Source organism: Pseudomonas sp. XWY-1 (assembly GCF_002953115.1).
Classification (GTDB): domain Bacteria; phylum Pseudomonadota; class Gammaproteobacteria; order Pseudomonadales; family Pseudomonadaceae; genus Aquipseudomonas; species Aquipseudomonas alloputida.
The window spans coordinates 4216102-4229423 of sequence record NZ_CP026332.1; the positions used below are offsets into that span (position 1 = coordinate 4216102).

The 13322-nt window shown below is 62.7% G+C and carries 11 protein-coding genes and 4 tRNA genes; 3 read left to right on the forward strand and 12 right to left on the reverse strand.

From position 1 onward, the window contains the following. Window positions 1–4 precede the first annotated feature (4 nt). From PRJ_RS19535 to PRJ_RS19545, 3 genes are all read left to right on the forward strand, one after another. On the forward strand, window positions 5–1648 hold the full coding sequence (locus PRJ_RS19535; RefSeq protein ID WP_104962267.1) for a TULIP family P47-like protein: 1644 nt from the start codon (window positions 5–7) through the stop codon (window positions 1646–1648). 189 nt (window positions 1649–1837) lie between these two features. After that, on the forward strand, window positions 1838–2956 hold the full coding sequence (locus PRJ_RS19540) for a nitrilase-related carbon-nitrogen hydrolase (RefSeq protein WP_104962268.1): 1119 nt from the start codon (window positions 1838–1840) through the stop codon (window positions 2954–2956). Between the two features lie 4 nt (window positions 2957–2960). Beyond that, window positions 2961–4001, forward strand: coding sequence for an AraC family transcriptional regulator (locus tag PRJ_RS19545; protein ID WP_104962269.1), 1041 nt, complete (start codon window positions 2961–2963; stop codon window positions 3999–4001). 290 nt (window positions 4002–4291) lie between these two features. On the opposite strand, the gene PRJ_RS19550 is transcribed toward PRJ_RS19545, so the two are convergent. From PRJ_RS19550 to accD, 12 genes are all read right to left on the reverse strand, one after another. Next, window positions 4292–5110 carry a DUF2242 domain-containing protein gene (locus tag PRJ_RS19550; protein ID WP_104962270.1) on the reverse strand — a complete coding sequence of 273 codons (819 nt, stop codon included), beginning with the start codon at window positions 5108–5110 and terminating at the stop codon, window positions 4292–4294. A 200-nt stretch (window positions 5111–5310) separates the two neighbouring features. After that, window positions 5311–5387 (reverse strand) — tRNA-Asp (locus PRJ_RS19555). A 141-nt stretch (window positions 5388–5528) separates the two neighbouring features. Further along, window positions 5529–5605 (reverse strand) — tRNA-Asp (locus tag PRJ_RS19560). A 99-nt stretch (window positions 5606–5704) separates the two neighbouring features. Next, window positions 5705–5781 (reverse strand) — tRNA-Asp (locus PRJ_RS19565). A 65-nt stretch (window positions 5782–5846) separates the two neighbouring features. Then, a tRNA-Val gene (locus PRJ_RS19570) sits at window positions 5847–5922 on the reverse strand. Between the two features lie 219 nt (window positions 5923–6141). Continuing rightward, on the reverse strand, window positions 6142–6915 hold the full coding sequence (locus PRJ_RS19580) for an SDR family oxidoreductase (protein WP_104962271.1): 774 nt from the start codon (window positions 6913–6915) through the stop codon (window positions 6142–6144). Next, window positions 6912–8123 carry an O-succinylhomoserine sulfhydrylase gene (locus PRJ_RS19585; RefSeq protein ID WP_012053270.1) on the reverse strand — a complete coding sequence of 404 codons (1212 nt, stop codon included), beginning with the start codon at window positions 8121–8123 and terminating at the stop codon, window positions 6912–6914. Before PRJ_RS19585 ends, PRJ_RS19580 begins: the two co-directional genes overlap by 4 nt. 16 nt (window positions 8124–8139) lie before the next feature. Then, on the reverse strand, window positions 8140–9645 hold the full coding sequence (purF, locus tag PRJ_RS19590; protein ID WP_003247207.1) for an amidophosphoribosyltransferase: 1506 nt from the start codon (window positions 9643–9645) through the stop codon (window positions 8140–8142). Window positions 9646–9687: 42 nt separating this feature from the next. Beyond that, window positions 9688–10245, reverse strand: coding sequence for a CvpA family protein (locus PRJ_RS19595; protein WP_010953011.1), 558 nt, complete (start codon window positions 10243–10245; stop codon window positions 9688–9690). Window positions 10246–10440: 195 nt separating this feature from the next. Next, a complete protein-coding gene (locus PRJ_RS19600; protein WP_010953010.1) occupies window positions 10441–11085 on the reverse strand; it encodes an SPOR domain-containing protein in 645 nt (214 codons plus the stop codon). After that, window positions 11069–12376, reverse strand: a complete 1308-nt coding sequence (folC, locus tag PRJ_RS19605; RefSeq protein WP_104962272.1) for a bifunctional tetrahydrofolate synthase/dihydrofolate synthase — start codon at window positions 12374–12376, stop codon at window positions 11069–11071. Before folC ends, PRJ_RS19600 begins: the two co-directional genes overlap by 17 nt. After that, the gene (gene accD / locus PRJ_RS19610) at window positions 12376–13269 is read right to left on the reverse strand and encodes an acetyl-CoA carboxylase, carboxyltransferase subunit beta (protein WP_004574892.1); all 894 of its coding nucleotides are present in this window, start codon (window positions 13267–13269) and stop codon (window positions 12376–12378) included. The genes folC and accD overlap by 1 nt, the downstream gene beginning before the upstream one ends. Window positions 13270–13322 lie beyond the last annotated feature (53 nt).

Sequence of the window (13322 nt, forward strand, 5' to 3'; positions counted from 1 at the left end):
TATCATGAGCAATGAAAGCAAGGTCATGCTGTCCGGGTTTGCCCAACCCATCTCGCTGCGCCTCGATCACCTCAATGAAACCGCGCGCCAGACCCTGCGCGAATCGCCCCTGTACCGCAACGCGGCGCTTGTACACAGTTCCGAAGACACCTTGCGCGCCGCGCAACTACTGACCAATGCCGGAACACTGGCCAGTACGGTCACGACCAATGGCTGGGATACCGTGAGCATCTGCCGGGTCTCTGCGCTCAACCAGCGCATCGCCCTGGAAAAAACCTACCCCGCCAGCATAGACGCCGGGGTCGACAGCTTCTCGCTCAAGGCCGACTTCGACGCCTGGTCGATTACCACCGGCGGCGACGGACGCAACGTCAAGGTACGCATCCCCTTCGGCTCAGGGACATACAAGGGCCTGAACGGCAAAACCTACCAGGTCCAGGGAATGTCTGCGGATGTCTACGTCAAGCTCAGCTACTTCCCGGCGCCCAATCCAGTATCGGCTTCAGACGGCACGTATGAACTGCAAGTCAACACCCAGGCAACGAACCCGGATGACCCGATCGCTGCGGTGATTGCCCTGAGGGACCCGAACAACGTCTTGAGCGGCATTGACCAGAGCGTGATGCGCGGCGTACTCGAAGACTGGCTGAACCAGCCCGAGAACCTGAAGAAGTTCGACACCCTGTTCAGTACCGTACTGATCAACAACATGGGCAAGGAAAGCGAGGAATTCAAATGGCTGCGGGCCACCTCCATGAGCTATGCCTATACCGACAAGAACAGCGAGGAAAGCAGCATCTTCGGGGTGCTGGCAATGACCAACGAGCGTGACTCCACGGGTTTGCCGAACCAGTTGCCTGCCGTGATGCTGGCTGCGGACAACAATGCCAACTTCCTCATCAGCCGGGAGATCTTCGTCAAGTACCAGTTGCTGGCGGCATTGCCGTTCATCTTCGAGGGTACCACCGCGGCTAACTTCACCCTGGATGAAGCGGGCACATCCATCACTGCCAACGACCTGAAGCTCGACAGCGTCAAGTTTGGGGCCATCACCTATCATCCCGTGGCCGAAAAGTTCGATATCAACTTCGACGAGTCCTATATCCGCACCGAATGCAAGGTACGCACCGATATCTCACCGGGTATCGTGGCCTATACCCGAATCGTCACCAAGCAGACGCTGCAACTGGGCGTCAACGACAAGGGCGAACAGGTGATGGTATATGCCATGGTCGGAGACCCGGATGTCCAGAACACGACAGACATCGCCACCTGGGTGATCGTCACCGAAGCCATTCTGGGCGCGATTGCCGCCGTGGCCACCGCGGTGGCTGGTGGTGTGGGCGGCAAGGTGATGGCGTTGATCGTCGGCATCATCGCAGCGTTGGTGGTGGCCATTGTCAGCATCGTCATCCACGTGATCATCGAGCGCGTGGTGGCGGGTGGGGTAACCAACAACATTCCGTCCATAGCGCCCATGGTCAAAGTGGCGGCGAACCAGGTCAAATGGCCATTCAGTGAACCGGATGCCTTTGTCCTGACCGACATCACCTACTCCGGTGCGCTGATATTCGGTGGCTCGCTGAAGTTGCTCGAGAAATTCTGCATCCAGGACAAACGTCTCGCCCTGGCGACGCTGGCCGCCTGACCCTGCCAACACAACCCCGGGCCCCGACGCCCGGGGTTCGTTGCACGCCCATCGCCATTCCTTTGGTATGATCAAAAGTCGATTGTGCATGGATCCATGCAGTGCGCTGCTCAAACCGATCACAAGGCGCGAGATTGCGGCTGCATCGCTCCGTATGGCCACTCCACTTTTAGCGAATACCCACGCTTGATGCGAAAACTCCTGGCAAGCGCCCTGGCGCTGGTGATGATCGCCGCCCTCTGCGGCTATGGCTTCTGGACCCAACAGCGCCCGGAAGGCCACTACCTGTCCGACCTGCGCATCGAGCTTGCGCTTAACCATGGCGTGCCGGGCGAGCACGGCAACCTGCTCGGTGTCGAACCACTGCTGTACCCGGGCGACTATCAGAACCTGCAACGCCTGCACCGCAAGCTCGCAGCCTATCTGGAGCAAGCCCGCGCCCAAGGCCTGGTGAACCCACGCACGGTGGTGGTGCTGCCGGAACACATCGGTACCTGGCTGTGGGCGCGCGGAGAGAAGAACGAGCTGTATAAAGTCACCCAGAGCCACGAAGCCCAACAATGGCTGGAACTGAGCAACCCGCTGCGTTATGGCCTCGCGGTTCTTGGCGCTGACGGCGACGACTGGCGCGCCGATGCGCACTTGCGCATGAAGGCCGAGCAGATGGCCGCAGACTACCAGCAGCTGTTCGGCGGCCTGGCCAAGGAATTTGGCGTCACCTTGGTGGCCGGTTCGATCGTGCTGCCCGAACCTTATGTGAAACAAGGCGTACTGCATACCGGCCGTGGCCCGCTGTTCAACAGCAGTGTGGTGTTTGCCGGAGACGGCTCGCTACTGGGGCAGCCCCAGCGCCAGCAATATCCCGACAGTGAAATGCGCCGCTACGTCCACCACGGCCGCCAGCACCCGCTGCAGGTCGTGCAGACCCCGGCCGGGCGCCTGGGGATACTGGTGGGCAGTGACAGCTGGTACCCGGAAAACCACCAGCAACTGACTGAACAAGCCGTACAACTGGTCGCCAACCCGGCGTTTCTCAGTGGCAAGGGCAGTTGGCAAGCACCCTGGCGGGGAAATCGCCATCAGGATGCCAGCGCCGGGCTGGCCGTGCAGCGCGGCGAAGTCAGTGAACAGACGGCTTGGCAACGCCTGACCGAAGTAGCCGGAACCGACATCAGCAGCATGAGCGTATTCATGCGCGGGCAGTTCTGGGAACAGGGCAGCGATGGCCAGGGCTTTGCCCGCCAGTCGGGCGCGTTGCTCGCCGGCCCCCCCAGCCCAGGCGCCCGCCTGTTGAATGTGTGGTTGTAAGCCCATGGCCCGCCCCCGCGTGCGCCTGGGCGAACTGTCGGTTGGTTTTGTCCAGCCTTTGAGCGAAGCCCTGCGCGAGCTGGGCCACGACCCTGAACCATTGCTGCGCCGCTACGGCCTGGACGCGACCCGCCTGGGCGAAGCCGGCGCACGCCTGTCCATACCCCGCTACATGCACCTGGGCCACGCAGCCATCGAAATGAGTGGTGAGGCCGCTTTAGGTCTGCGTATGGGGCGCCTCAGCCGGCTGGCGCATACGGGCCTGGCCGGGGTCACTGCGGCCCAGGCCCCCACCCTGGGTGAGGCCGCGCGTACCCTGCTGCGTTTCGAGCCGCTTTACGCGGCCAACTACCGCGGCCATTCCAGCTTTGAGGAAGATGCCCAGGGCGCCTGGCTGCGCTTCTACTCCATCAGCCCCTACAACGACTACAACCGCTTTGTGGTCGACTCACTGCTGGCCGGCTGGCTGGCCCAGTTGGCCGACCTTGCCGGCACCCCGGTGCAGGCCGAACGCCTGGAGATCGAGTTTGCCGCGCCCTCCTATGCCGCGCGCTATCAACCGCTTTGCAGCACGCCTGTGCAGTTCGCCGCCGACGGCAATCAGCTGCGTCTGAGCCGCGCTACCTTGCAACTGGCCAACCCCGGGCATTGCCCGAGCACCTGGCAGCACCTGTTGCAGTTGTGCGAAGCAGAGCTGCTGCAGCGCACGCGGGTGCGCAGCCTGGGTGAGCGCATCACCCACCTGCTGGGCCCGCTGCTCAATGGCGGCCGTGAACCGGACCTGGAAGAAGTGGCGCTGCACTTGCAGCTACCAAGCTGGACCTTGCGCCGCAAGCTCGCCGAGGAAGGCACGCGCTTTCGCGACCTGCTCAACGAAACCCGGCGCGACCTGGCCGAGACCTACATCCGTGACACGGCGCTGGCCTTTGGCGAGATTGCCTATCTGTTGGGGTTTGCTTCAGCCGAGGCCTTCCAGCGCGCATTCAAGCGCTGGACGGGCCTCACGCCGGGGGAGTTCCGCCGCAGCCAGCGGCAGCCGAGCTAGAGTTCGGTGGCGTCGTCGGCCGGTTCCGGGGTGTCCAGTTCGTAAGCCTGGGTTTCGAGTAGTTCTTCCTGGTATTCATCCATTGCCCTGCGTCCTCTTTGCTCATTTTGCCTTTGTAGGTATCGCCTTCAGCCTAAGCAGGTGGGATGAAGGGATGATGACAAGCTTATGAGTGGTAAACGTAGCAGGTGTTCAGAAAGTTATCGCGGGGCGTCTGTAACAGGGGATGTTTACAGCCTGAACCGGCCCTTTCGCGGGCTGCCGGCGAAAGGGCCGGTTCAGGCGACCCATCAAAGGGAGGGGGCGGCGGCCTCGGCCGGCTGGGCATCCTGCTGTACCTGAATGGGTGCAGCCTCCACCGGTGGGGCCACCGGCTGCGAACCCTGGCTGTCATCCACCACCGGCGCCGCTGCCGCCTCGCTGGCCGGGGCTACTCCCGCAGGTGCAGGCGTCGCTTCAACCAAAGGTGCAACTGCCGGGGCCGGCGCCACCGGGTTCGCCGCCGCCTGCTCCGGAAGCCCCAGGTCCACCGCCGGCTTTTCCACCTTGGGCGCCTCGACCTTGGCCTTTTCGACCTTCTTCGGCTTGGGCAGGTAGCTCTCCACCAAGGCGAAATAACGGTCATAGAACTGCGCCGCGGTCACCGTCTCACTGGCCACCTTGACCATCGAGTCGTCACTGGAGCCGATCGGCATCGACACCGAACCCAGCACCCCCACGCCCAGGCTGGCGGAGGTGTTGGACTTTTTCAGCGCATAGCGGTCCTGGAGGGCGTTGGCGAACATGGTCGAGCGCTGATCGTCGCTCACGTCCGGCGCACAGGTGACATTGAAGCTGATCTGCAGGTGGTTCTCGCTGTTTTGCTGAAAGCTCTTGTTACCCACCACCTGGTTGGCGCCGCTGCTGGTGATGATGTAACCCTGGCTGAGCAAAGCACGCCGGGCGGCCTCGCAAGAGCCAGCATCGCTCACCGGAAAGCTGCGCGAGAAGGTACCCGAGTCATCGAAGTTCTCGTGCTCGTAGACGGCCGCTTTTTTCGAGGAACAACCGGTCACGCCCGCCAGCACCAGGGCCAGCCCGAGCGCACCAAAGACGGAAGATCTGGTCATTGCGAATTCCGGGTATGTCGGGAAAGTGCCTATTGTGCAACACAGCAGGCAGGCACAGGAACCGCTGGTCGGTGAAGAATCTGTCAGGTTGGTGTAAATCTGGGTAAAGGCAGGCACTTACCAGGCGCACTAACGAAAAAAGCGACCCGAAGGTCGCTTTAACGTTGCTTCAAGGCGTTCATGGGGCCTTGAAGCGAAGATGGCGCAGCGGACGGGACTCGAACCCGCGACCCCCGGCGTGACAGGCCGGTATTCTAACCGACTGAACTACCGCTGCGTATCATTCAGGCTTGCGCCCGATTGAAACCTGGGTCTACCCTTCCGGCGCGATGGCCTCAGGGCAGGCACAAAAAAAGCGATAACGCGATCGCTTCTCTTGTGTTTGCTTCAAGGTGTTCTAGGGACCTTGAAACGAAGATGGCGCAGCGGACGGGACTCGAACCCGCGACCCCCGGCGTGACAGGCCGGTATTCTAACCGACTGAACTACCGCTGCGTATCGTTCAGGCTTGCGCCCGATTGAAACTGGGATCAGCCCAAGGCGTGTGCCTTGTGGCTTCAGACCGGTGCCAGGCACCCATCTGTTACTGAAAAATGGCGCAGCGGACGGGACTCGAACCCGCGACCCCCGGCGTGACAGGCCGGTATTCTAACCGACTGAACTACCGCTGCGCAGTGCGTTCCTCTCTGGCTATCGGCTTCTTGCGAACCCGAAGCTCCAGGAACATCTCAGGAAGTGGTGGGTGATGACGGGATCGAACCGCCGACCCTCTGCTTGTAAGGCAGATGCTCTCCCGGCTGAGCTAATCACCCTCGCGATGTTGCTTGTTGCGTTTGCTTCGCTGAGGCCGCGAAATTTACGCAGGTGGCGAAGCTAAGTCAATAGCCCCATTGAATTTTTTTCAAAAAGGCAACGTGAGGTTATTGCCTGTGCCGGCCTCTTCGCGGGTAAACCCGCTCCTACAGTCGGACATTAACCGTTGTAGGAGCGGGTTTACCCGCGAAGAGGCCGGCGCAGTTTAAACAAGGTGCTCAGGTATAGATCATCTTGCGGGTCATGCCGCCATCGACCACAAACTCCTGGCCGGTGACAAATGCCGCCTGGCGTGACAGCAACCAGGCAACCATGGCCGCGACATCTTCCACGGTCCCTACCCTGCCCGTTGGGTGCTGGGCATGGTCAGCTTCGCTCAACGGCTCAGCACGGCGCTGCGACGGATCACGGGCATCGATCCAGCCCGGGCTCACCGCATTGACACGAATCTCCGGGCCCAGGCTCATGGCCAGGGCATGGGTCAAAGCCACCAGGCCGCCCTTGCTTGCCGCGTAAGCCTCGGTGTCGGGTTCGGACTGCCGAGCACGGGTAGAGGTCAGGTTGATGATCGCCCCATTGTGCGCACGCAGGTACGGCGCACAATGCTTGGCCAGCAGCATGGGGCCGCTGAGGTTGACCCCCAGCACCCGGTTCCATTGTGCCAGGCTCAGGCTTTCCAGCGTCTGGTTGTGCGGGTTGGCAATGGCCGCATTGCACACCAGCGCGTCCAGCCGGCCGAACTGCCCGAGCACTTCGGACACTCCGGCACTGACCTGGGCCTCGTCGGCAACGTCCATGGTGATGAACCAGGCGTTGTCGCCCAACGCCTTGGCCACTTTGGTACCACGCTGGCGGTCCAGATCACTCAGCACCACTTGCCAGCCTTCGCAGATCAGCCATGCGGCAATGCCCAGACCGATGCCGCGGGCGGCACCTGTGACCAAGGCTACCCGGCCATTGTGGCCCGGGGTACTGCCGCTGATTTCGATCACAATGCCGCCAACCCGCGCGCCAGGTCAGCCTGCAGGTCAGCCACGTCTTCCAGGCCCACGGCAACGCGGATCAGGCTGTCGCGGATGCCAGCCGCTTCACGCTCCTGCGGCGACAGACGACCGTGTGAGGTGGTCGCCGGATGCGCGATGGTGGTTTTGCTGTCACCCAGGTTGGTAGTGATGGAAATCACACGGGTAGCGTCGATGAAACGCCACGCGCCCTCTTTACCACCCTTGACCTCGAAGCTGACCACTGCACCGAAACCGCTCATCTGGCGCTTGGCCAGTTCGTGCTGGGGGTGGCTGGGCAGGCCGGCGTAATGCACCTTCTCCACGCCATCCTGCTGCTCCAGCCATTCGGCCAGGGCCTGAGCGCTTTCGCAGTGCGCACGCATACGCAGGCGCAGCGTTTCCAGGCCCTTGGTGAAGATCCAGGCGTTGAACGGGCTGAGGGTTGGACCTGCGGTTCGCAGGAAACCCACTACTTCTTTCATTTGCTCGGTACGGCCGGCAACCACACCGCCCATGCAGCGGCCCTGGCCGTCGATGAACTTGGTGGCCGAGTGGAACACAATGTCGGCACCCAGCTTCAGCGGCTGCTGCAACGCCGGGGTACTGAAACAGTTGTCCACCACCAGCATGGCACCCTGAGCATGGGCGATTTCGCTGAGCGCGGTGATATCGACCAACTCGGCCAGCGGGTTGGAGGGCGATTCGACGATCAGCAGCTTGGTGTTGGCCTTGATGGCCTTTTCCCAGCCGGTGAGGTCGACCAGTGGCACGTAGTCCACTTGTACGCCAAAGCGTTTGAAGTACTTCTCGAACAGGCTGATGGTGGAGCCGAATACGCTCTGCGACACCAGCACATGGTCACCGGCGCTGCACAGCGACATGACCACGGCCAGGATCGCCGCCATGCCGGTGGACGTACCCACGGCCTGTTCGGCACCTTCCATGGCCGCCAGGCGCTCCTCAAAGGCACGCACCGACGGGTTGGTGTAGCGCGAGTAGACGTTGCCCGGCGTTTCGCCGGCAAAGCGCGCAGCAGCATCGGCTGCCGTGCGGAACACATAGCTGGAGGTCAGGAACAGCGCTTCGCTGTGCTCGCCTTCCGGGGTACGGTTTTGGCCAGCGCGTACCGCCAGGGTGTCGAAACCGACACCCTCGAGGTCACTGTCCAGTCGCCCGGCATCCCATTGATCCGTCATGCCGTCGCTCCCAAAATCAGTTGTTGTAAAGGTCGATGATCGCGCTGACGGCCTGGTTCTTGACCTTGGCCAAGTCGTTACGGGCCTGCTCGATGCGGTCGAGGTAGGCTTCGTCGATATCGCCAGTGACGTACTCGCCGTTGAACACCGCGCAATCGAACTGCTCGATCTTGATCTTGCCGCCGCCGACCGAGTCGATCAGGTCTGGCAGGTCCTGATAGACCAGCCAATCGGCGCCAATCAACTCACCCACCTGTTCGGTGGTGCGGTTGTGGGCGATCAGTTCGTGAACACTCGGCATGTCGATGCCGTAGACGTTGGGGTAGCGTACTGCAGGGGCCGCGGAGCAGAAGTAGACATTCTTGGCGCCGGCTTCGCGGGCCATCTGGATGATCTGCTTGCAGGTGGTACCGCGCACGATCGAATCGTCCACCAGCATCACATTCTTGCCGCGGAACTCCAGCTCGATGGCGTTGAGCTTCTGACGCACCGACTTCTTGCGCGCGGCCTGGCCGGGCATGATGAAGGTACGGCCGATGTAACGGTTCTTGACGAAACCTTCGCGGAACTTGACGCCCAACCGGTTGGCCAGTTCCAGCGCGGCAGTACGACTGGTATCCGGGATCGGGATGACCACGTCGATATCATGATCGGGGCGCTCGCGCATGATCTTGTCGGCCAGCTTTTCACCCATGCGCAGACGCGCCTTGTACACCGAGACCCCATCGATGATCGAGTCCGGGCGCGCCAGGTAGACGTGCTCGAAGATGCACGGCTGCAACTTTGGCGATTCGGCGCACTGCTTGGTGAACAACTGGCCTTCTTCGGTGATGTACACCGCTTCGCCCGGCGCCAGGTCGCGGATCAGGGTGAAGCCGAGCACGTCCAGGGCGACGCTTTCCGAGGCGATCATGTATTCCACGCCTTCGTCGGTGTGACGCTGGCCGAACACCACCGGGCGAATGCCATGGGGGTCGCGGAAACCGACGATGCCATAGCCGGTGATCATGGCCACCACGGCGTAACCGCCAACGCAGCGGCTGTGCACATGAGAGACCGCAGCGAACACGTCTTCTTCGGTCGGCTGCAGCTTGCCGCGCACCGCCAGCTCATGGGCGAACACGTTCAGCAGCACTTCCGAGTCGGAGTTGGTGTTGACGTGGCGCAGGTCGGACTCGTAGATCTCCTTGGCCAACTGCTCGACGTTGGTCAGGTTGCCGTTGTGAGCCAGGGTGATGCCGTAAGGCGAGTTGACGTAGAACGGCTGGGCCTCGGCCGAGGTCGAGCTGCCCGCAGTCGGGTAGCGCACGTGGCCGATGCCGATGTTGCCTACCAGGCGCTGCATGTGGCGCTGCTGGAACACGTCGCGCACCAGGCCATTATCCTTGCGCAGGAACAACCGGCCGTCATGGCTGGTCACGATACCGGCAGCGTCCTGGCCGCGGTGCTGGAGGACCGTAAGCGCGTCATACAGCGCCTGATTGACGTTCGACTTACCGACGATACCGACGATGCCACACATGCGACGCAACCCCTACTTTGATGAAACTTGAGTGAATAGCGCTCAGGGCTTGGACGGCCCGAGCAACTGTTCCTTGAACGGAAGATCAGCCGGAGTGCTGATCAGCCCACTGGGCGTCCATTGGTCGGTGAACCCCAGAATCAGGTTTTTCGACCAGTCGGCGACCAAGAGAAATTGTGGTATCAGGCGTGATTCCTGCCACCAGGTGTCTTGTTGAACCGGCCCCAGGCTGATCAGGCCTATGGCCACCACTACCAGCAAGGCCCCGCGCGCAGCGCCAAAGGCCATGCCCAGGAAACGATCGGTGCCGGACAGCCCGGTCACGCGGATCAGCTCACCGACAAGGAAGTTGACCATGGCCCCCACCAGCAAGGTGGCGACGAAAAGAATGGCGCAGCCAGCGATGATGCGCATCGATGGCGTCTGGATATAGCTCTCAAGATACACCGAGAGCGAACCGCCGAACATCCAGGCAACCGCACCGGCAATGATCCAGATGAGCAAGGACAAGGCCTCCTTGACGAAGCCGCGCTTGAGACTGATCAGTGTGGAGACGGCGATGATCGCGATGATCGCCCAATCAACCAAGGTAAATGCCACGGTGTTGCCTGCAGACGTTTGAGGCGGCGCATTTTACCAGAGCAGAGGGCCGGGAGTAAGCGGAATGTCAGCTGGATTGGTGTTGGGCCTTGGCAGGCAAACCCGCCCCGACAGGTTCCGGGTAAGCCTTGCAGCGGCACAGTACCTGCAGGCGCGGGCTCACCCGCGAATGGGCGGCCTAGCCGCCCCGGGGAATCAGCTGCGCTCAGGCTGGAAGCGCACCACAAAGCCCTTGAGGCTGTTCTGACGGTTGATGGCGTCACGCACGCGCTCGGCCTCGGCGCGCTCGATCAACGGCCCCACGTACACGCGGTTCATGCCACCCGCCGTACGGATATAGGCGTTGTAACCCTGGCTACGCAGGGTTTGCTGCAGCTTTTCGGCTCCAGCGCGGTTGGACAGACTGGCCAGCTGGATCGACCAACTGACGGGCAGGCCATTGGCGTCGATCTTCGATGGCGCGGCAGGCGCGGGTGTTGCAGCGGCTTTGGCCTCCACCTTGGGCGCGGGCGCCTGCGGCTTGGGTGGCTGAACCTGCGCCTGGGTCTGTGGCGACGGGGTGATTGGCTGGCTGGGTGTACTCGCCGGCGCAGTGGCCTCGTCGATCACCACCGGCGCCTGCTGCGCCTCCTGCGCAATAACCTGTGGCTCCGGCACGGCAACCGGCTCCACCTTCACTTCCGGCAGGCTGGGCATGGCCGGTGCCTGCGGGGCTTCGACGTGCACCTGGCGCATCTCGTCCTGGCGGGTAAACAGCATCGGCAGGAAGATAACCGCCAGCGCCACCAGCACCAGCGCACCCACCATGCGCTGTTTCATCCCTTTATCCAGCACAGCCATCTATTCCACCCTCCTGGGCGTGCCGCTCCAGCCATTCCAGCGCCTGGGCGACACAGAAAAACGAACCGAACAGCAGGATCTGATCATCCGCCGTCGCCTGCGCACATTGCCCTTCAAGGGCGGCGTCGACGCTGGCATAAGACTTCACCGCGGCACCGAGGTTCGCCAAGGACGAGGCCAGTTCTGCGGCCGGGCGACTGCGCGGGGTATCCAGCGGCGCCACCGCCCAGTCGTCGATGAGGCCCTGCAGCGGCGCGATAACGCCCTCCAGATCCTTGTCGGCGAGCAGACCAAAGACCGCGAGGCGGCGCCCCTTCAGCGGCCGGGCCGCCAGGCGCCTGGCCAGGTACTGCGCCGCATGCGGGTTGTGCCCGACATCCAGCAGCAACGCTACCGGTTTGCCCTGCCAGTTCACATTACGGAGGTCGAGACGCCCAGTGATACGGGTTTCCAGCAGCGCCTGGCGGACTTGCGCCGCGTCCCACGGCAGCCCCATCAGCAGGTAAGCCTGCAAGGCCAGCGTGGCGTTTTCCATGGGCAGGTCAAGCAAAGGCAGGTCACGCAGCTCGACCTGCGCGCCATCGGCGGCAGTACCACGCCAGCTCCAGCAGCCATCGGCGCTGGCCAGGTCGAATTCCCGACCGCGCAGGAACAGTGGCGCGGCCAGTTCGGCGGCCTTGTCCAGCAACGGCCCGGGCGGATCCAGATCACCGCACAGGGCCGGCTTGCCCGGGCGGAAGATGCCCGCCTTCTCGAAGGCCACCAGCTCGCGGGTATCACCCAGGTAATCAACATGGTCGACACCGATGCTGGTCACCAGGGCGAAGTCGGCATCCACTACGTTGACGGTATCCAGGCGGCCACCCAGGCCCACCTCCAGCACCACCGCATCCAGCTGCGACTGGTAGAACAACCAGAACGCGGCCAACGTCCCCATCTCGAAGTAGGTCAGGGAAATATCGCCCCGCACCGCCTCGACGGCGGCGAAGGCTTCGCACAGGCGCTCATCGCTGGCCTCTTGACCATCGATCACCACCCGCTCGTTGTAACGTAGCAGGTGCGGCGAACTGTACACGCCGACCTTGAGCCCCTGGGCACGCAGCAACGACGCCACGAAGGCGCAGGTCGAACCCTTGCCGTTGGTGCCGGTTACCGTCACCACGCGCGGCGCCAGCTTGCCCAGCGCCAAGCGGGCAAGCACCTTCTGCGACCGCTCCAGGCCCATGTCGATGGCCGAGGGGTGCAACTGCTCGAGGTAGGCGAGCCATTCGCCCAGGGATCGTTGTTTCATCACGCGACGGCAGCCGCCTCACGCGCTTCTTCCGGCGTTTGCTGACCGGTCATCTGCGCCAGCAGGCGGGCCAGACGCGGGCGCAATTCGCCCCGGGAGATGATCAGGTCGATGGCACCGTGCTCCAGCAGGAACTCGCTGCGCTGGAAGCCTTCAGGCAGCTTCTCGCGTACGGTCTGCTCGATCACGCGTGGGCCGGCGAAACCGATCAGGGCCTTCGGCTCACCGACGATGACGTCGCCGAGCATCGCCAGGCTGGCGGAAACACCGCCATACACCGGGTCGGTCAGGACCGAGATGAACGGGATGCCTTCTTCGCGCAGGCGCGCCAGCACGGCAGAGGTCTTGGCCATCTGCATAAGCGAGATCAGCGCTTCCTGCATGCGCGCACCGCCCGAAGCGGAGAAGCAAACCATTGGGCAGCGGTTTTCCAGGGCATAGTTGGCCGCGCGCACGAAGCGCTCGCCGACGATGGCACCCATGGAGCCGCCCATGAACGAGAACTCGAAGGCACTAACCACGATCGGCATGCCCATCAGGGTGCCGCTCATGGAGATCAGCGCGTCCTTTTCGCCGGTCTGCTTCTGCGCAGCGGTCAGGCGGTCCTTGTACTTCTTGCCATCACGGAATTTCAGGCGGTCGACCGGTTCCAGGTCAGCGCCCAGTTCGGCCCGGCCTTCGGCGTCAAGGAAGATGTCGATGCGCGCACGTGCGCCGATGCGCATGTGGTGGTTGCACTTGGGGCAGACATCCAGGGTCTTTTCCAGCTCCGGACGATACAGCACGGCCTCGCAGGACGGGCACTTGTGCCACAGGCCCTCAGGCACCGAGCTCTTTTTCACCTCGGAACGCATGATCGAAGGGATCAGTTTGTCGACTAACCAGTTGCTCATGCTTTCTTTCTCCAGTATTGGCAGGCGGGGGACGGCGTCACCGGCCCTGCCCT